The following is an 18670-nucleotide window of genomic DNA, read 5'->3' on the forward strand; positions in this document are numbered from 1 at the left end:
GTGGAATGATCCGATCGGGAAAATCTCAGAAAGGTAATCTGCTGGAAAAGATAAAGCGAAAACAATGGCTTGTTTTCGCTTTATCTTTTTAAAAATTAATTATTTATATAGATTAACTGTGAAACATGTTAATGAGGGAGTAAGCCAGGAAAGATACATCGCCTTCGATGGGCTGGTTCTTTTTTACCGCTTTAACTGCGTTTTCAGCGGCTGGTCCCTTGTAGCGGTAGCCCTCACTGGAAGAGTCGGTATTTACCTTTTCAGGAGCCGGCTTCTTTTCATTGAGATCATTGGTGCCATCGGGCGTCATTTTCAGATTCAGAGGTCCGGGCTGATCATTATCGAAGTCGTTATCCCAGTTGTCATCATCATGGTTATACCGGCTGAAGCTATAGTTACGGTACACTTCGCGGTCTATTTCAATATTCTTTCCAACCGGTACCTTAATGGTTACCGTAACGCGCTGGCCACGGTATTTTGAGTGCGGCGGCAGGGAGAACCCTTCCGGCAGATACAATATAGAGTCCTGCTGATTCAGGTGGAAGGCTATATCATGTGCCAGTGTTCTTGCCTGTTGAACAGTACGGCCCCTGGAGAAGCGGGATACATCTACAGAAAAACTGTCGGTCAGGCTTTTTTCAACCCTTATCCGGATGTAGTTAATCAGTACGGTATCGTCAGCGATCAGCAGGTGGTCGTCAAAGAAACTGATGTCATCGCCATTGATTTCAGACAGGATGCCGGGTGTTCTTTTCAGTACCAGCTTACCTTTCGATGGCTGTTGAATAGCCACGGTTTCGGTTTCAGTGGCCGGTCTTCTGAAGTCTTTTACAAAAGACGTAGCAATGATGGCCGCGAAAACCAGTCCGAGTAACCACAGGAAGGTTAAGGTGTAACCCGCATAGCGGCTGCTTTCCTTTACACCAGTGAGTTTACGGATGATGAATATAACCAGTGCAACAATCGGGATACCTATCAGCAATCCAACTGCAGGCCATAACAATGCGCTTTGCACCGGGGCGCCGAGTAACAGATCCTTGATGGGAAAAAGGGCCGCGGAAGTGGCTGCAATGGCTATTCCTACCACTATCAGGCAGATAAGCATCACTACAGCGAAGAAGTAAAAGAACCCTTTGGTAACAGCTACCAACACTTTACCTAATCCACTTGCCAGGCTCACAAAAAAGCGTTCGATATCGCTACCTACCTGCTTGCCGCGGCCCTGAGAAAAATTTCGGATATCATCTCCTACATTTTTCACCTGGCCTTTCATATGATTTAATTCATCCTGAATGGTAGATCTGATGGTATTCAGATCCACCTTCTCTCCTCTCATTTCCAGCTTCTCCGCTGCCGTGTCGGCAGACGGAGTAGCTATCCAGAGAATGAAGTATACCAGGATACCGCTACCGAAGCCGCCAATCGCCAGCAGGGCGAATATGACGCGGAAAAGCACCGGATCGATGTTGAAGTAAGCGCCTAAACCGCTACATACGCCACTCAGCACTTTGTTTTCAGGATCGCGGTACAGGCGTTTGCGGGGGCGGGGAATGTATCCCGCATAAGGATCGTCTTCTTTTTGTTGCTGGGTGCCTTCGCCGGTAGCATTATCGAACTGCTCAGGCGTACCCATAGAGGCTTTCACTGCAATCACATCTTCATCGGTAATACAATGAGCGCCCTTTTTTAATTTATCCTGGAATATTTCAGCAATGCGGCTTTCAATATCAGACACGATTTCATCCCCGCCTTCCTCTTTCGAGAAATACTTTTTCAGGCTCCCGAGATACTGGTTCAGTATCTCATACGCGCTATCCTCGATGGGGATAAGGCGGCCCGAAAGGTTTATGTTGATTATCTTTTTCATTACCAGTTGATTTTAGGTTTTAGGTTAGTCTTCCTTTACAGGGGTGTACTATTTTGTGTTAATTGATGCACGGCATTAGCCAGTTCATTCCAGGTGCTTTCCAGTTCTTTATAAAAGGTTTCCCCTTTATCTGTCATGGAAAAATATTTCCGTGGGGGACCTGAACTGCTTTCTACCCAACGGTAAGTGAGTAATTCCGCATTTTTCAATCTTGTTAATAAAGGATAAAGAGTGCCCTCCAGGATATCCAGCTTTGCTTCCTTCATCTTTTCGATGATATCTGAAGGGTAAGCTTCTCCTTGCTTAATGACGGACAATATGCAAAACTCCAGCACTCCCTTCCTCATCTGCGATTGTGTGTTATCAATGTTCATGGCAAGTGAGCTTTAATGTTTTTTTCTAATGGTGGTTTCTGATCAGTTATTAAAGTATTTGATAGCTATTCTTTCAACTTTACGATACAAAAATAGGAAACTTTTACTACTATGCAATACACAATACCATAGAAAGCAAAATAACTTGTTTAGAACGTTACCCGGCAAAACCTATAAAACCCAATACAGATATGCTTCTTCCTGAAAAAACAGGTTATAATGGGCGTGACAGTATAATGATGACCGGTTTTAGGCCGGGATAAGCGGAAAATTGCAGCTGGCGCTGCCTTTTTATGTTAAAATCCTTTAACATTTTTTTAATTGGGAATATTTACCATTTATGGTTATCCTCTATTACATTTGCATTAAGCGTATTATACACATGAAGAAATTAATCGGCATATTCCTCCTGGCACTGATGGTGTCACAACTGCTTCCAATCAAGGAAGTAGGGAAGCTGCTGTTTAATAATCAGATTGTGGAAGAACACCCGGTTGATTGTGGTGGCGATCATATAAAGATTGCGAAAGAGCTGAAGTTCTGTAAACAGTTTGATGAAATTCAATTTAACCCATTGCTCATTCTTGGTATTTTACAATATCATTTAATGGAAGATATTCCCAGCAACCCTGCTCAGGAAATACATGCCCCTCCTCCCAATATGCACATCGCATAATTTCGTTTTGCAGTTGTAATTACAACAGCTGTTTTTTCTATTTATTTATTACTGATTTTTTCAAATACTGCCCGGGCTACGTGTATCCATTAAGGCGATACCTGTATGTAAGCCGTTAACGGGAGTACTATTCTATCATTGTAGCTTCCACGGTTGCAGCATTGGCTGCTATCCGGAAGTGCGATCCCTCAACGGAAAAGCAAATTTTATGAACAAGCAAACATCGTTATTCTCTAATATAAAAGGCGATTTTTCAGCCGGCCTTGTTGTTTTCCTCATTGCGGTGCCGTTGTGCCTGGGTATAGCCCTGGCCTCCGGAGCCCCTTTGTTTGCCGGTATGATTTCCGGTATCATCGGGGGCCTGGTGATTGGCTTTTTAAGCGGCTCGCAATTGAGTGTAAGCGGCCCGGCAGCGGGTCTTACCGCTGTTGTACTGGTGGCTATCACCAAACTGGGCGCGTTCGATATATTCCTCCTGAGCGTGGTAATAGGCGGCGCCATTCAGCTAATCCTGGGATCAATTAAAGCGGGAACTGTAGCCAACTACTTTCCCTCCAACGTAATCACAGGCATGCTAACCGCTATTGGTATCATCATTATCCTGAAACAATTACCACACGCATTTGGCTATGATGCCAATTCAGAAGGTGATTTCAACTTTTTTCAGGTAGATGGCGAAAATACTTTCAGTGCGTTGTTGTCGGCAGTTAATCACATTAACCTTGGCGCAACACTGATCACTATAATCTCCATTTTCATTATTCTGTACTGGAGCAAGATCCCGAAGCTCAATGTAGTGCCAGCGCCACTGGTAGCAGTAATTACCGGTATATTGCTGAATACAGCATTTTCCGGCAGTGAGTTGCTGGCACTGGGATCTAATCACCTGGTATCTTTACCCGTAGCCAGTAGTTTTGGTGATTTCGTAAATCAGTTCACGCTCCCGAATTTCAGCGCTATCACTAACAAGGATGTATGGATCACTGGTGTTACTATTGCTATAGTAGCTTCCGTGGAAACCCTGCTGAATGTGGAAGCCACCGATAAACTGGACCCGATGAAACGCTACACTTCTCCTAACCGGGAATTGAAAGCACAAGGTATTGGTAACATGATCAGTGGCTTAATTGGTGGTTTACCAATCACCTCTGTAATCGTTCGGTCCAGCGCCAATATCAATGCAGGTGGTAAAACCAAACTGGCATCAATGACGCACGGTGCGTTGCTACTGATTTGCGCCGCACTAATCCCGGTGTTGTTAAATAAAATTCCATTGGCTACCCTGGCGGCAGTATTGCTGGTAACCGGTTACAAATTGTGCAAAATTTCCATTTTTAAGGAAATGTTCAAAAACGGTAAGTACCAATGGGTGCCTTTCGCTGTAACCGTAGTAGCCATCGTATTTACCGATCTGCTGATTGGTATTGCATTGGGTATGATGGTAAGTGTGCTCGCCATTTTACGTGGTAATATGAAGAGCTCTTACTATTTCCGCAAAGAAAAATACCATTCCGGCGACAGCATCCGCCTGGAGCTGGCACAGGAAGTTTCTTTCCTGAACAAAGCCAGCATCCTGCTTACACTGGATCATATGCCTGAAAATATCACCCTGGTGATTGATGCGCACAAAACTGCTTACATCGATTTTGATGTATTACAGACTATCCGCGAATTCAAAGACATTAAAGCGCCACAAAAAAATATCAAAGTAATCCTGACGGGGTTTAAAACTGTGTACAACATTCAAAACACACCAGACCTTTCTGCTGAAGAACAGTCAAGACTGAACTCCCCGCAGGTACACACTATTTCTTCCGGTAACCATAAAGAGTTGCTGAAAGAACTACAGTTAAATTAAAGGTATGTATGCCTCTGATGTAAAACGTAACGGAATGCCATGCTTAAGGTCCGTTCATTTTTCAATCTCAAAAAATGACAATAATGAAGACGCTGAATAAAATATCTCAAGCCAATATATCTCCTAAAAAAGCACTGGAATTACTACAAGCCGGTAACACCCGGTTTGTGGATAACCTTCGCCTGAACCGTAACCTGCTGCAAATGATAAACGATACGTCCGACGGCCAGTGGCCAATGGCTGCCATCGTTAGCTGCATGGATTCCCGCACCTCTGCAGAGCTGATCTTTGATCAGGGATTAGGCGACATTTTTAGCATCCGTTTAGCCGGCGCCGTTATTTCTGATAATGTACTGGGCAGCCTCGAATATGCCTGCAAAATAGCTGGCTCCAAATTTATCGTGGTATTGGGTCACACCAAATGCGGCGCTATCAAGGGAGCCTGCGACTCGGTTGAAATGGGTAACCTTACCGGCCTGTTAAATAAAATAGCCCCGGCTGTATTTGCAGAGAAAACGGTTAAAGAGGACCGCAACTCCCATAACAACGAGTTTGTAGAAGCCGTAAATGCTATCCATGTACAACGCTCTGTTCAGGCTATTATGGAACAAAGCAATATTCTCCGTGAAATGATCCAGAAAGGAGAAGTGGGTATTATCGGCGCCATTTACGATGTAGAAACAGGAATTGTGAGCTTTATGGAGCAGACCCTGATCCTGGAAAATAACAGACCGGAAGGGGCAACAGCCGTAGCTGTTTAATCCGTCCTGCTTTTTATAGAAGAGAATAAATTTGCTTTTTCATAAAAAGAGGGAGGCGCTGACGACACGTTTGATCAATTATTTAAAGGCATTGATCAAACTGTTATCAGCAGCCTCCTTTTTTTATATCTGTTGCAATCGCGCCGCGGCCTGTTCCAGTGTAGCCTGCTTTTTAGCAAAGCAAAAACGGACCACGTGATCATCTTTTCCATCCTGGTAAAAAGCCGATACCGGGATAACTGCCACACCAAACTCTTTAGTCATACGGATCGCAAAATCCTTATCCCCTTCATCTGATATCCGGTCGTATTTCATTAGTTGGAAATAACTCCCCTGGCTGGCCAGCGGGGTAAACCGGGTACCTTTCATTAATTCAAGGAAATAGTCTCTTTTCTGCTGGTAAAATGCGGGCAGCTCCAGGTAGTGTGACGGTGTTTCCAGGAATTTGGCCAGTCCATACTGCATAGGGGTATTTACCGAAAAGCACAAGTATTGATGCACCTTCCGGTACTCTTTCATCAGATGCTCGGGCGCTACACAATAACCCATTTTCCAACCGGTATTATGGAATACTTTTCCAAAAGAAAAAGTAACAAAGCTGTTCCTGAAAATAGCCGGATACCGCAATACGCTGTGATGCTGTGCGCCGTCAAAAACCAGGTGCTCATATACTTCGTCCGACAGTACAATCAGGTTAAACTCATCCACCAGTTTTTCCAGTTCCTGCATATCATTTTCCTGTAAGATGCTTCCCGTGGGATTATGCGGGGTATTCAGCATAATCATCCTGGTGCGGGGTGTGATTTTATTTCTTACTTCGTCCCAGTTGATCCGGTAGCCGGGAAACGAAAGGGAAATCAGCACGGGTATTCCTCCGTTTACCAATACATTTGGAATATAGCTGTCATATGCCGGTTCAAAAATGATCACTTCATCACCGGGATGTATACACGTAGCAATGGCGGTAAAAATGGCGTAAGTACCTCCGGGCGTAATGGTAATTTCCGTATCGGGATGTACCTGCTCGTGGTAAAGACTACTGATTTTTGCGGCGATGGCATTGCGTAACTGCGGGAGGCCCGGCATGGGGGCATACTGGTTATGGCCTTGCTGCATGGCTTCATTTACCATTGCTTTCAGCTCATCGCTGCAGTCGTAATCGGGAAATCCCTGGGAGAGGTTAATTGCCTGGTGGGAGGCCGCCAGGGCAGACATGACGGTAAATATAGTAGTGCCTACATTGGGCAGTTTTGAGATCATTGCCGGATTTTTAGATATTGAAATTCAGATATCTGCTGACAAGAAAATCTTTTCAGCCACTAAATATCTGAATTTCAATATCAAAAATCACAAAAATATTTACAGGAACTTCTCGCCTTTGTTGCGCTTGATTTCTCCTACATATTCCTTGATCTGTTGTTCATTTTCTTTTTTGCAGATGAGCAGTACGTCGTTTGTATCTATTACGATAAACTCATCCAATCCCTGCAGGAGTACCAGCTTTTCGTTTGGTACTTTCACCATGCATTTGGTAGCATCGATCACTACTACGTTCTTACCCTGCACCGCATTGCCGAGGTAATCTTTCTCCAGGTTCTCATAGGCGGAAGCCCAGGTGCCCAGGTCGCTCCATCCAAAATTGGACGGGATTACATACACATTGCTGGCCTTTTCCATAATACCGTAATCAATAGAGATGTTGGTACACTGCGGATACACTTTCTCCATGGCCTCTTTTTCCTGTGGGGTATTGAGTGCGGGAGTAGCCTGTTCAAAGAGTTCATCTATCTCCGGAAGATATTGTTTAAAAGCTGCCAGGATAGTTTTTACATTCCATACAAAGATGCCGGCGTTCCAGAGAAAATCGCCGCTTTGCATAAACGTTTTGGCCAGTTCCAGGTTAGGCTTTTCTGTGAAAGTTTTTACCTGGTATACATTATCTGCCACGTGTTGCGGTTCAAACTGGATATAGCCGTAACCGGTGTCGGGCCGGGTAGGTTTTACCCCCAGGGTAACCAGGGCGCTGTTTTTCTGAACAAACAACAACGCATTTAAACAGGCATTGGTAAACGCCGGTCCATCCATGATCAGGTGGTCGGCCGGCGCGCAAATAATATTGGCCAGCGGGTCCTGTTTATGGATTTTGTGGGAAATATAGGCAACACAGGGAGCTGTATTTTTACGGGATGGTTCGCTCACAATATTGGCTGTGGGCAGTTCAGGTAACTGATCACTCACCTTGCTGGTATATTGGTGGTGGGTTACCACGAATATATTTTCCTTTGGGATGAACTGCGCGAAGCGTTCATAAGTCCATTGAAGCAGGGTTTTTCCCGTGTTCAGGATATCCAGGAACTGCTTGGGATTGTCTGTGCGGCTGTGGGGCCAGAACCGGCTGCCTATCCCCCCTGCCATTATTGCCACATAAAAATGGCTGTTCAGCTGTGTCATTTCTAAATAATTCCTTCTCTGATTAAATCATGTAAGTGAATAATACCTTGATACCGTTCGCCGTCCATTACCAGCAGTTGGGTAATATCGTGCTGGCGCATCATCTCTAAAGCGTTGATGGCCAGCTGATCCTGCTGGATCAATTTCGGGTGAAGCGACATTATATCTTTTGCCGTTACAGCTGCTGTAGGAACGTCTTTCTCCAGCATTCTGCGCAGGTCACCATCTGTAATGATACCCTGAAGTAATCCATTTTCATCCACTACGGCAGTAACGCCCAGCATTTTAGATGAAATTTCCACAATCACCTCTCTTAATGAGCTGTTTGATAATACCTGCGGGGCCTTGTGCTGTTTGCTGAGATTCCCGACCTTAAGGTACAATTTCTTTCCTAAAGCGCCTCCGGGATGGAACTTTGCAAAGTCTGCTGCAGTAAATCCGTGCCATTCTATGAGGCAAACGGCCAGCGCGTCTCCCATCACCAGCTGGGCAGTGGTGCTGGTAGTGGGTGCCAGGTTATTAGGGCAGGCTTCCTTACTAACGGTGGTATTGAGTATGAAATCGGCCTCCTGGGCTAAAAACGAGCTGGTATTCCCCACCATCGCAATTAAAGTGTTGCCAAAATTCTTCACCAGGGGAACAAGTACCTTTATTTCGGCGGAAGTGCCGCTTTTAGAGATGCACATCACCACATCTTCTTCGCGGATCATCCCCAGATCTCCGTGGATGGCATCTGCCGCATGCATGAAAAGGGCCGGCGTACCGGTAGAATTAAATGTAGCCACTATTTTCTGGGCAATAATGGCGCTTTTACCAATGCCGGTTACCACGAGCCTCCCCTGGCATTGGGCTATCCTTTCAACAACTTTTTCAAAATCTGCATCTATAAAATGCTGCAAATCATTAATAGCTGATGCCTCCATCGCAATTGTGCGCCTGGCTACCTGTCCTATATTGATAGTTTGATTCCTTTTCATGACGATTTACAAATTTATCATTTTTTAACCAGCACTGGAGCGGTCAAGTAATTTATATTGATACTCCGCGCTTTTTTAAGTAACTTCGTGTCCCCTAAAAAACATATAAATATATTTCGTCATTTGATAGTTCTTTAGAGTTAAAATTTGAATGCAATGGCTGTTGTTAAGGAACGTTTGATGGATGCATTACGCGAACACTTCGGGTTCGATTCCTTTAAGGGAAATCAGGAAAAAATTATAAATAGCATCCTCTCAGGCAAAGATACTTTTGTGATAATGCCAACCGGCGGAGGTAAATCATTATGCTATCAACTACCGGCGCTGATGAGACCGGGTTGTGCGCTGATCGTTTCACCCCTTATTGCGCTGATGAAAAACCAGGTAGACCTGGTTCGAGGCTACAGCAGTAAGGACAATGTAGCACACTTTCTAAACTCCACTTTGTCCAAGGCGCAGATCAAGAAAGTGAGGGCCGACCTGACGGCGGGAAAAACCAAGCTGCTCTATGTAGCTCCGGAAACCCTCACCAAACAGGAAAACCTGGATTTCTTCAAGGAACTGGAGATTTCCTTTATTGCAGTAGATGAGGCACACTGTATTTCTGAATGGGGACACGACTTCAGACCTGAATACCGCCGCCTGAAGGAAATGATCGACCAGATCAGTGATAACCTGCCCATTATTGCCCTGACCGCTACTGCTACCCCCAAAGTACAAAGCGATATCGTAAAAAACCTGTGTCTGAATAAGGCCAATATCTTTATTTCTTCCTTTAACCGTCCAAACCTGTATTATGAAATCAGGCCTAAACGCAAAAAGGAACAAACCATCAAGGATATTGTTAAATTCATTCATCAGCATAAAGGCAAAAGCGGTATTATTTATACGCTGAACCGTAAAACCACCGAGGAACTGGCAGACATGCTGGTAGCCAACGGCGTTAAGGCTGTAGCCTACCATGCCGGCCTGGATCCCACCACCAGGGCACAGCGCCAGGATATGTTCCTTCATGAAGATACAGAGGTAATTGTGGCCACCATTGCATTTGGAATGGGAATCGACAAACCCGACGTACGATTCGTGATCCACTACAACATCCCGAAAAGCCTCGAAAATTACTACCAGGAAACCGGTCGTGCCGGCAGGGATGGACTGGAAGGACACTGTATCTGCTACTATTCCCATAAGGATGTACAAAAACTGGAACACCTTATGCGCGACAAATCGCTCAGCGAACGGGAAATGGGCGCACAACTGATTAACGAAACCGTTGCGTATGCAGAAAGCGCCGTATGCCGCCGCAGGGTTATCCTGCATTATTTCGGAGAACATTATGAAACGGAAAACTGCGGACAGTGTGACAACTGCCGTAACCCGAAAGAAAAAATAGAAGTCAAGAACCGGGTAGTGATCATGCTGAAAGCCATCCGCGCCCTCGAAGAGCGCTTTGGCAGCGAATATGTGATCAATATCATCACTGGAAAAACCAGCCCCCAGATCAGCACCTACCGCCACGATAAACTGGAAGTGTTTGGAGAAGGAAAAGAATTTGACGCGCACTTCTGGAACTCCCTGATGCGCCAAATGATGCTGGAAGGACTCATAGAAAAAGATATTGAAGAATACGGCCTGCTCAAAGTAACCGACAAGGGCGCCAAATTCCTCAAAAAGCCATACTCCATCATGGTTGCACTGAATCACCAGTTTGATGAGGATACATTGGAAGAAGATGAAGAGGCCGCAGCAGAAGCACAGGCATCTGCAGATCCTGCATTGTTTGAAATGCTGAAAGAACTGCGCAAGAAAGTATCCAAAGAAAAGAACCTTCCCCCGTTTGTTATCTTCCTGGAAACCTCCCTGGAAGACATGGCAACGCAATACCCTACCACCGTTCAGGAACTGGAAAAAATCCAGGGCGTGAGCAAAGGCAAAGCAGTTCGCTACGGCAAACAGTTTGTGGATGTGATCACTAAATACGTAGAGGAAAATAACATCACCAAGCCGGACGATTTCGTCATGAAAAGCGTGGTGAACAAAAGCGGGATGAAAGTATTTATTATCCAGAATATCGATAAGAAAATACCACTCGAAACCATTGCAAAAAATAAAGAGCTTTCCCTCTCCCAGTTACTCGATGAAATGGAAACCATTGTAGCCAGTGGTACCAAACTGAATATCGATTACTGCCTGGATGAAGAACTGGATGACTATGCACAGGATGAAATTATGGAGTATTTCAAAGGCTGTGAAACGTCCAGTCTTGCCCTTGCCAGGGAAGAACTGATTGAAAATGATTATTCGCTGGAGCAACTAAAGCTGATGCGTATAAAATTCCTGGTAGTATACGGCAACTAGTGCCGCCTGCCAGGACAATATTTACAACGAATGAGTATCAAACAAATACAGGAAACCATTGCCTCCGCCAGGGAGAAAGTAGTAACACACCCGTTATACGCTGAATTGCAAACATTGGATGATGTTCGCACCTTTATGCAGTATCATGTATATGCTGTATGGGACTTTATGTCTTTATTGAAAGGCCTGCAGCAACAACTCACCTGTGTAAACGTGCCCTGGGTACCCGTGGGCAATGCTGCTACCCGTTACCTGATCAATGAAATTGTTACCGGCGAAGAAAGTGACGTGGATAAAGAAGGAAACCGTTGCAGCCACTTTGAACTGTATGAACGCGCCATGCAACAGGCCGGCGCCGACACCAGCCCTATAGAGGCGATTATAGCCGATATAAAAGCCGGGAAATCCATTCAGGGCATTCTGACTACAGCTGCCCTTCCTGAGGCCGTAAAGGGCTTTCTTAGCTTCACCTTCAGGGTAATTGCTACCGGTAAGGCACATATTATGGCGGCAGTATTTACCTTCGGCAGGGAAGACCTGATTCCTGACATGTTCCTCGCACTGGTAAAAGATCTCGGTCAGAAGTTTCCAGGCAAGCTGGATACCTTCATTTATTACCTGGAAAGACACATAGAAGTAGACGGTGATCACCATAGTCAACTGGCCATGCAAATGGTCAATGAATTATGCGGCGCGGATAAAAATAAATGGGACGAAGCCGCTGAATATGCCCGCCAGTCGCTACATTGGCGGCATGAACTTTGGAGCAGTATTCTCAATGAAAAAGTGATTTAGTAAAATTTTCTCAAAAAAATTTTGCAATTCAAAAGAATGTATTACTTTTGCAATCCCCTCACGAGAGAGGGCAACAAAAAACGGATGGTGCGGTAGCTCAGTTGGTAGAGCAAAGGACTGAAAATCCTTGTGTCGCCGGTTCGATCCCGGCTCACACCACAATAAAAAAGGCAATCTCAGGATTGCCTTTTTTATGCCCGGAAGTGCCAATCCAGCAAGATTTTAGCATTTGTTATGCCCAGGAGCACTGACGCCACACAGGCGTATCCCATTTTATTAATGCGCCGCTTTGATATACCCCCACCCTTCTCTCTGTTTGGTGATTATTTCATAAATAGCATCCTGTACTACTTCAACACCCGGGATCAATTCACCGGCATCTTTATTACTCCGCTTCATGGTAGCGCCACATACTTTTACGCTCACTTTTTTATTGTTCAGCAGCTCAGTGAAGGCTGGTGTTATTGGATCAAGTTGAAAAGTTGGGGGATAGCGTATAAAATAGTTGTTTTGCAGCAGATTAGCCAACGACGCACATGGATCAGAACTTTCGTAAACTTGTAGAGATGCTATTACCCGCAGGGGTTTTAGAGTATTTTGACTTAATAGATTCAAGCCAGGACCAAGAGGGTATAAATATATATCTGGAGGAAAAGAATAAGATTCCAGTAGAACATCAGCATAAAAAAGCACACTCCAAAGGCTTCTTCTCAGAAATTGCAATTCAAGATTTTCCTATACGTGGTCAAAGGGTCACCCTACATGCCAAGCGGCGGCGGTGGGAGGTTTTAGAGGATGGAGAAATAATAACAAGAGATTGGGAAATAGTAAAAAAAGGCACGCGAATGACTCCAGAGTTCGGTGCTTTTTTAAAAGGATTACTTAGATAAATATCCTGTAAGCCCAGTACAATTAGGCCATTTCTATCAGATAGACGGAAAACAGTTAGGCCAGCAATACAAGCATCATCTTAGTGATTTTACAACCTGGGATCAAAAGGAACACGCTTGTGAATGGATGCTATTCGAGCAAAATATCGGCACCACTTTAAGCATAGACGAAACAGCCTTTTCAAGTGGAGAACTGTATACCATCGTTACTAATAAGCTAGCTAAAGGACGTAAAGGCTCAATAGTGGCTATGATCAAGGGTACTCAGTCTGAATTTCTGAAAGAAATTCTATTTAAAATTCCTAAGCGTCTTCGCGGGAAAGTACACGAAGTCACTGTTGATATGTCCGGCAGTTTGAATAAGGCAGTAAAAGCCTGTTTCCCTAATGCTCACCGGGTAATAGATCGTTTCCACGTACAACACCTGGCTTTTGAAGCGGTACAGGAAATAAGAATAAAACATCGTTGGGAGGCTCTGGAACAGGAGAACCTGGAATATGAACAGGCAAAACGAACAGCAGTAAAATATGAGCCTGTCAAGCTACCCAATGGCGACACCGCTAAGCAGCTGTTAGCCAGAAGCAGATATTTGCTATTTAAACATCCCAGGCTATGGACCAGGGAGCAGCGGCAGAGAGCGGAGCTCTTGTTTAGTAACTATCCTCTTATTCATAAATCTTACCAGCTATCCCTTCGATGGGGTGAGGTTTATAAGCACTGCAAGTGTAAAGAAGAAGCATTTAAGAAACTGGCTTTGTGGTATAATGACGTAGAGGAAGCGGGGATATTATCCTTCAAAACCGTTGCCAGGACTATCAGAACTCATTATCTGGGCATCCTCAACTTCTTCAATAACAGGGCTACTAACGCCGCTGCCGAATCTTTTAATGCAAAAATAAAGTCCTTTAGAAACGCCCTAAGAGGGGTACGGGATGTGGAATTCTTTCTTTATAGATTAACTAAACTGTATGCTTAAAATTTACACTATCCCCCAACTTTTCAACTTGATCCGTGTTATTTTTGATTTATCTTTTAACATCATATCCAATGCCTCGCCGTAAACGGCCACCTCCGGCTGTGCATCCGGACTACCTTTCAGTATACCGTTCGCCTGCCGCATCACTGTATTATGATCATTTACCGATTTACTGGTAATATCAATTGTCCCCCGGATGCAGAATAGGACCAAAAAGACCGTATTTATACTGTTTCTCGGAAAAGGTATCGCCGAACGGCCCGAAAGGATGATCTGCCGGCTTGGTGGTTAGTACTGGCCAGTCTTCCGGGAACTCTTTACCAGGACATGGTTGTGAATTTACAAAGGCACATATTTCTTATTAGTAACATCATAAACCTTATCCGGCGGGCCTATATTAAATACGATACTTTGAATAAGGTGTGGCAGTACGGTCATCTTCCGGCAGCCTTCTCCCCGGAAATCACTTTCCAGGATCAGGTAAGAAAGTACTAAATCCTGTAACAACCCGTGTGGCCGGAAAGATTGCACATGGAACATATTCAAATGCTTTACAGGTACAAATATCTGAAATATAATTAACCGTGGCTGAGATCGATCCTGATTATACAACGACACTTTTTCCGCATAACCGTCGTGCCCATCGGCCCTTTCATTGCGGATCTACGCCGATCGCTATTCCAAATATCTTTCCTATAGCTTCCTTTAGTTCTTCTACCCGCTCATTAAACCGTAATCCTGATTGGGTAACCAACCTTTCAAACAGGTGAATGCTGCCGTTTTCTACCAGTTGTTGCAGCTGAAATATATTCTCCTCTCTTATCACTTTCTTCTCAAACCAGCTCGAGTATAAAATAAAATAATAAACCTCGAAAGCAGACTGATTAAAATATAACAGGATCTTCCTGATATCAAAGGCACTGTTATCCAATACCAGGTTGAGATTAAAAAGAAAGGAGGTGTCTGATGCAGTATGGTACTGTATAACAGATTTAATGCGGTTAAGCTGGTCCTCTGCCCGGCAGTAAGGATCCGGAGTATTTACAACAATAAATTTTTCATTCCACAACGCATCCAGTTTTATGGGCTGTTTGAAGAGATAAAATTGTTTTCTCTGAAACAAGTATTGGATGGTTCTTGTTTTGCCTGAATGTGGATCACCAACAATGACAAATAATTTCCGTGGGTTAAAATTCATCTTCAAAAAAACACGGAAAACTTCAAAAAATTGTTAATCAATTGTGAACAGACTATACTTTTTCTGCCAGCCATGCAATTAATTGCGCACACGGTAACAGCAACAGCTGTGCAAGCAAAGTTCCGGCGATACGGGCAATTACCATATAGGAAACAAATCTCCTGAAAACCCCTTCTGAGAGCTTACCCAATACCACATCATCCGTAAGGATAGATAAATGCGGATCTATAAACAATACCATTAATACCGTGGCCAAACCGTTTATAACACCGGATAAATTACTGGCGGTTGTTCTGTACTCCGGGTTCAGATACGCGGCATAAACGCACGATAAAACAGAAATCGTTATGATAGCACTGGCCAACACATTGTAAATAAAAATACGCCAGGGAATATCCCTGTGAGCCGGCAATTCCAGAAACTGCTCCTTTGTTGGCATCCGCATACTTTCTTTCATAAACTGCATACCAGCGCCGGATAAGCCAACATAAAATAACCTGGGAATAGATTTATGCACACTAAAATGTGACACCGCTTTAGATAGCAAACGCTGAAAGGTGGGGATCAGCAATGCGCCAAGTATGGCACCAATTGTGCACGACAGGATAATATACCTGAATATCCCTGTATTGGAAGAAACCCCGTGTTTCAGATCCTGCTCTACTGTTTTAGCCAGTAACGGCGCCTGCAAAGTATTGGCGGTGCGGGATAAAAGAACGAGGATATTAAATAAAGAAAAAGTAATGGCAATTCTGCCGGTTTTCACACCCACCAACCTCACCGCATAGGATAAAGTTGTCATCCCGTTAATAAACATCGTAAGCACAAGTACAATGATAATCTGCGTGGCCATTTTAGTAATTCTTTAAACAATTACTAAAATAAACATTATTCTGTTCTCAGGCTCTTTACAGGGTTAATAGCCACTACCCGGTGGGTCATCCCTACAATGATCCCCACCACCAGTATTGCCAGGGTAAAACCCACCACCAGGAAAGGTGATAAGCCGATGTTGATCCGGTAGGCATAATCCATCAGCCAGCCATGTAAGAGATACCACGATAACGGCCAGGCAATGATATTGGAGACAACAATGATTCCTGAAAATTCTTTTATAAAAAGCAGCAGTATATTTAAGCCCGATGCACCGAGTACTTTTCTTATTCCCATCTCCTTATTCCGTTTTGCAATACTCATAGTAACAATTCCCAGTACTCCCAGCAACACAATCATCAGCGATACTACTGTAGCCGCTTTTGCAGCCTTCTGCATCTGTGTTTCGGTATCATACAGCTGTGCTATGCTGTCGTCCAGAAATTTGAAATCAAAAGGAGCATCAGGGAAAACCTGCTGCCATTTGCGTTGCAGTGCTGCTATTTGTGCAGCTGTATTTCCCGCGTTAAAGCGGAACGATAAATACCGGTATATATTCGCACCCCGCACAGGTTGAAAATAAACCGGGGTAATAGCGTCATGCAGGGTCCCAAAATGAAAATCGCGGGTAACGCCACTCACATGCAGCACCGGGCTAAAATTATGCAACCGCAGCGGCTTATTGATGGCATCTTCAGCACTCTTCCAACCCAATGCCTTTACGGCAGCTTCATTGATAACAATTTTTGCAGAGTCTCCCGGAGTACCGCTGTAAAAATTCCCCGCATCCAGTTTGATATCGTAGGTGGCCAGGTAACGCTCATCTGTAATAAGCGATACTGCTGAAATAGCAGAGCTGGAATCATTTTCCGGCCTGTAAATCCTGCTGGCTCCGCTGGCTGCTCCATCCGGGATTACATAAGCAAAGGTGGCGTCCTTTATTTCCGGCATGGCGCGAAACTCATCCCTCATACGTTCCATATGCGCTACACCGGCCGTGGTCCAGTCGCGCGGCACCGCTGCTGTTACCACCTTCTCCTTGTTATATCCAAGATCTGAATTGAAAAAGAAAGCCACCTGCCGGTCTATTACAATCGCGGCAATAAACACCACGATAGCCGTTACAAATTGCACCGTTATGAGCGACCGCCTGAATAATAATTTCTCCTTAACATCCTTCAGCTTTCCCTTCAATGCCGTTACAGAAGGCTGCGCAGACAATACAAACGCAGGATAAATCCCTGCGAGTAAGCCGGTAAACAGGATAACGATCAATGGCAACACGGCAAACCTGGCAGGAAAAGCAGATAGCGCGGGAATATCTTTCCCGATCACCTCACCAAATAATGGTCTTAATATAAAATATAAACCCAGCGATACTATAAAAGAAAAAGTAACGATCAGCACTGACTCAATGATAAACTGAAGCACCAACTGCAGCCGCTTTCCTCCCATCGCTTTTCGTACACCTATTTCCTTTAGCCTTGTTAATGAATTACCTATAGAAATGTTTACAAAATTTATAATCGCCATCAACAGGATAAATAATGCCACTGAGGAAAAGACAGCAATCATTTTTCCCGCCAGCCCTTTATTCATCATGAGATACCAGTTTTTCAAAGCCACCGGTGTTACCTCCAGCGTACGTTGAATCTCTGCAGTTGTATTGGTAGCTAACAATGTTTTTATCGGACCCCGCAGCTGTTCGGCAGTAACACCTGGTCTCAGCAATACATAACCCACAATATTGGGCGACAACCAGCTGGTAAATCCAAACTCCCTTCCGAAATAGCGGATACTGGCCGGTGAAAGGAATATCTCATTACCTGGTTTAAAAAAATTAGTGATGGTGTTAAAAGGCAGATCTTTTATTACTGCCGTCACTTCAAAATTATCATTCCTGCCATCGAAAGACTGTATCCTGAGTAACTTCCCTACTACATCCGTTTGGCCAAAATACTGCTTTGCTTTTTTCTCCGTGAGTACCACTGCATTAGGCTTATCCATTGCTGTACGCGGGTCGCCATAGGCAACCGGGAAATTAAACATCTCAAAAAAAGTAGAATCCCCTGGTTGTACACCTTCCCTGAAATGTTTTTCTCCTACTGAAATAACAACATTAATCCCATCATGGGCGTAGGTTTTTTCTATCAATGAAGGATAATTGTCTTGCAATGCTTTTGTTAGTGGTCCTAACGTTGCAAATTCCACCCCGGTTTCCAGGTTTGTCCATTTGCTTCTCAACAGAAAAATGCGATCGCTGTTCTTCACAAAGTGGTTCACCCGGTACTCTCCCCAGGTATACGCACCGATCAATAATACAAAGGTGATCCCGATAGCTAATCCCCAGATATTCACCACAGCAAAAAAACGGTTCTTCGCCATATTTCTCCAGGCAATCAGAAAGTAGTTCTTTATCATAAACGAATGAATAGTGGTTTCTTCTTCCCACGAAAAAAATGCCGGACCTCAACATATTGATGATCAACAGCATTACGAAGAGTTTTTGTCCGCTAGCGGACAATTTTTGTTCGCTTTTGCACGGGAACGCCGCTGTGGGAATGGTGCCTTTCTACGTAAATTATCATGTACACCCTTCCATTTTATTAGTATTTT

General features: G+C 44.2%; 18 protein-coding genes and 1 tRNA gene. 8 read left to right on the top strand and 11 right to left on the bottom strand.

The window, feature by feature from the left end:
* Positions 1 to 112: 112 nt before the first annotated feature.
* Together ACMXI2_RS28000 and ACMXI2_RS28005 are read right to left on the bottom strand one after the other, a co-directional pair.
* Positions 113 to 1867 carry a PspC domain-containing protein gene (locus ACMXI2_RS28000; RefSeq protein ID WP_483779188.1) on the bottom strand — a complete coding sequence of 585 codons (1755 nt, stop codon included), beginning with the start codon at positions 1865 to 1867 and terminating at the stop codon, positions 113 to 115.
* A gap of 35 nt (positions 1868 to 1902) precedes the next feature.
* Positions 1903 to 2241, bottom strand: a complete 339-nt coding sequence (locus tag ACMXI2_RS28005; RefSeq protein WP_079471462.1) for a PadR family transcriptional regulator — start codon at positions 2239 to 2241, stop codon at positions 1903 to 1905.
* Between the two features lie 382 nt (positions 2242 to 2623).
* Between ACMXI2_RS28005 and ACMXI2_RS28010 the strand changes: the two genes are divergently transcribed.
* The 3 genes from ACMXI2_RS28010 (at position 2624) to ACMXI2_RS28020 (ending at position 5536) form a co-directional block, all read left to right on the top strand.
* Positions 2624 to 2917, top strand: coding sequence for a hypothetical protein (locus tag ACMXI2_RS28010; RefSeq protein WP_133256129.1), 294 nt, complete (start codon positions 2624 to 2626; stop codon positions 2915 to 2917).
* 208 nt (positions 2918 to 3125) lie between these two features.
* Positions 3126 to 4775 carry a SulP family inorganic anion transporter gene (locus tag ACMXI2_RS28015; RefSeq protein WP_483779189.1) on the top strand — a complete coding sequence of 550 codons (1650 nt, stop codon included), beginning with the start codon at positions 3126 to 3128 and terminating at the stop codon, positions 4773 to 4775.
* A gap of 83 nt (positions 4776 to 4858) precedes the next feature.
* On the top strand, positions 4859 to 5536 hold the full coding sequence (locus tag ACMXI2_RS28020; RefSeq protein ID WP_483779190.1) for a carbonic anhydrase family protein: 678 nt from the start codon (positions 4859 to 4861) through the stop codon (positions 5534 to 5536).
* A gap of 123 nt (positions 5537 to 5659) precedes the next feature.
* On the opposite strand, the gene ACMXI2_RS28025 is transcribed toward ACMXI2_RS28020, so the two are convergent.
* The 3 genes from ACMXI2_RS28025 to ACMXI2_RS28035 form a co-directional block, all read right to left on the bottom strand.
* Positions 5660 to 6796: a methionine aminotransferase gene (locus ACMXI2_RS28025; RefSeq protein ID WP_483779191.1), complete on the bottom strand. Its 1137-nt coding sequence runs from the start codon at positions 6794 to 6796 to the stop codon at positions 5660 to 5662.
* A 99-nt stretch (positions 6797 to 6895) separates the two neighbouring features.
* Positions 6896 to 7987, bottom strand: coding sequence for a mannose-1-phosphate guanylyltransferase (locus ACMXI2_RS28030; protein WP_483779192.1), 1092 nt, complete (start codon positions 7985 to 7987; stop codon positions 6896 to 6898).
* Between the two features lie 2 nt (positions 7988 to 7989).
* A complete protein-coding gene (locus ACMXI2_RS28035) occupies positions 7990 to 8964 on the bottom strand; it encodes a KpsF/GutQ family sugar-phosphate isomerase (RefSeq protein WP_483779193.1) in 975 nt (324 codons plus the stop codon).
* A 156-nt stretch (positions 8965 to 9120) separates the two neighbouring features.
* Between ACMXI2_RS28035 and recQ the strand changes: the two genes are divergently transcribed.
* From recQ to ACMXI2_RS28050, 3 genes are all read left to right on the top strand, one after another.
* Positions 9121 to 11322, top strand: a complete 2202-nt coding sequence (recQ, locus tag ACMXI2_RS28040) for a DNA helicase RecQ (RefSeq protein ID WP_483779194.1) — start codon at positions 9121 to 9123, stop codon at positions 11320 to 11322.
* A gap of 30 nt (positions 11323 to 11352) precedes the next feature.
* Positions 11353 to 12117: a DUF3050 domain-containing protein gene (locus tag ACMXI2_RS28045; protein ID WP_483779195.1), complete on the top strand. Its 765-nt coding sequence runs from the start codon at positions 11353 to 11355 to the stop codon at positions 12115 to 12117.
* Between the two features lie 86 nt (positions 12118 to 12203).
* Positions 12204 to 12276, top strand: a tRNA-Phe gene (locus tag ACMXI2_RS28050).
* Positions 12277 to 12393: 117 nt separating this feature from the next.
* On the opposite strand, the gene ACMXI2_RS28055 is transcribed toward ACMXI2_RS28050, so the two are convergent.
* Positions 12394 to 12516, bottom strand: coding sequence for a hypothetical protein (locus ACMXI2_RS28055; RefSeq protein ID WP_483779196.1), 123 nt, complete (start codon positions 12514 to 12516; stop codon positions 12394 to 12396).
* A 167-nt stretch (positions 12517 to 12683) separates the two neighbouring features.
* Between ACMXI2_RS28055 and ACMXI2_RS28060 the strand changes: the two genes are divergently transcribed.
* Both ACMXI2_RS28060 and ACMXI2_RS28065 read left to right on the top strand, forming a co-directional pair.
* Positions 12684 to 13007 (top strand): ISAon1 family transposase N-terminal region protein, encoded by a 324-nt coding sequence (locus ACMXI2_RS28060; protein WP_483777571.1) that lies wholly within the window; start codon positions 12684 to 12686, stop codon positions 13005 to 13007.
* Between the two features lie 40 nt (positions 13008 to 13047).
* Positions 13048 to 13983, top strand: a complete 936-nt coding sequence (locus tag ACMXI2_RS28065) for an ISAon1 family transposase (protein ID WP_483782418.1) — start codon at positions 13048 to 13050, stop codon at positions 13981 to 13983.
* 3 nt (positions 13984 to 13986) lie between these two features.
* Here the strand turns inward: ACMXI2_RS28065 and ACMXI2_RS28070 are convergent, their stop codons facing one another.
* The 5 genes from ACMXI2_RS28070 to ACMXI2_RS28090 form a co-directional block, all read right to left on the bottom strand.
* On the bottom strand, positions 13987 to 14196 hold the full coding sequence (locus ACMXI2_RS28070; protein ID WP_483779197.1) for a hypothetical protein: 210 nt from the start codon (positions 14194 to 14196) through the stop codon (positions 13987 to 13989).
* Between the two features lie 126 nt (positions 14197 to 14322).
* Complete coding sequence (locus tag ACMXI2_RS28075) at positions 14323 to 14523, bottom strand: hypothetical protein (protein WP_483779198.1); 201 nt, start codon at positions 14521 to 14523, stop codon at positions 14323 to 14325.
* Positions 14524 to 14635: 112 nt separating this feature from the next.
* Complete coding sequence (locus tag ACMXI2_RS28080; protein WP_483779199.1) at positions 14636 to 15106, bottom strand: hypothetical protein; 471 nt, start codon at positions 15104 to 15106, stop codon at positions 14636 to 14638.
* 127 nt (positions 15107 to 15233) lie between these two features.
* On the bottom strand, positions 15234 to 16034 hold the full coding sequence (locus ACMXI2_RS28085) for a lipid II flippase Amj family protein (protein WP_483779200.1): 801 nt from the start codon (positions 16032 to 16034) through the stop codon (positions 15234 to 15236).
* A gap of 35 nt (positions 16035 to 16069) precedes the next feature.
* The gene (locus ACMXI2_RS28090; RefSeq protein WP_483779201.1) at positions 16070 to 18475 is read right to left on the bottom strand and encodes an ABC transporter permease; all 2406 of its coding nucleotides are present in this window, start codon (positions 18473 to 18475) and stop codon (positions 16070 to 16072) included.
* Between the last annotated feature and the right edge of the window lie 195 nt (positions 18476 to 18670).

The organism is Chitinophaga sp. G7 BAM 1005 (assembly GCF_057126945.1).

Coding starts and splice junctions, on each gene's coding strand:
- ACMXI2_RS28000 (WP_483779188.1), bottom strand. CDS start 1,867: ATGAAAAAGATAATCAACATAAACCTTTCGGGCCGCCTTATCCCCATC.
- ACMXI2_RS28005 (WP_079471462.1), bottom strand. CDS start 2,241: ATGAACATTGATAACACACAATCGCAGATGAGGAAGGGAGTGCTGGAG.
- ACMXI2_RS28010 (WP_133256129.1), top strand. CDS start 2,624: ATGAAGAAATTAATCGGCATATTCCTCCTGGCACTGATGGTGTCACAA.
- ACMXI2_RS28015 (WP_483779189.1), top strand. CDS start 3,126: ATGAACAAGCAAACATCGTTATTCTCTAATATAAAAGGCGATTTTTCA.
- ACMXI2_RS28020 (WP_483779190.1), top strand. CDS start 4,859: ATGAAGACGCTGAATAAAATATCTCAAGCCAATATATCTCCTAAAAAA.
- ACMXI2_RS28025 (WP_483779191.1), bottom strand. CDS start 6,796: ATGATCTCAAAACTGCCCAATGTAGGCACTACTATATTTACCGTCATG.
- ACMXI2_RS28030 (WP_483779192.1), bottom strand. CDS start 7,987: ATGACACAGCTGAACAGCCATTTTTATGTGGCAATAATGGCAGGGGGG.
- ACMXI2_RS28035 (WP_483779193.1), bottom strand. CDS start 8,964: ATGAAAAGGAATCAAACTATCAATATAGGACAGGTAGCCAGGCGCACA.
- recQ (WP_483779194.1), top strand. CDS start 9,121: ATGGCTGTTGTTAAGGAACGTTTGATGGATGCATTACGCGAACACTTC.
- ACMXI2_RS28045 (WP_483779195.1), top strand. CDS start 11,353: ATGAGTATCAAACAAATACAGGAAACCATTGCCTCCGCCAGGGAGAAA.
- ACMXI2_RS28055 (WP_483779196.1), bottom strand. CDS start 12,516: ATGAAGCGGAGTAATAAAGATGCCGGTGAATTGATCCCGGGTGTTGAA.
- ACMXI2_RS28060 (WP_483777571.1), top strand. CDS start 12,684: ATGCTATTACCCGCAGGGGTTTTAGAGTATTTTGACTTAATAGATTCA.
- ACMXI2_RS28075 (WP_483779198.1), bottom strand. CDS start 14,523: ATGTTCCATGTGCAATCTTTCCGGCCACACGGGTTGTTACAGGATTTA.
- ACMXI2_RS28085 (WP_483779200.1), bottom strand. CDS start 16,034: ATGGCCACGCAGATTATCATTGTACTTGTGCTTACGATGTTTATTAAC.
- ACMXI2_RS28090 (WP_483779201.1), bottom strand. CDS start 18,475: ATGATAAAGAACTACTTTCTGATTGCCTGGAGAAATATGGCGAAGAAC.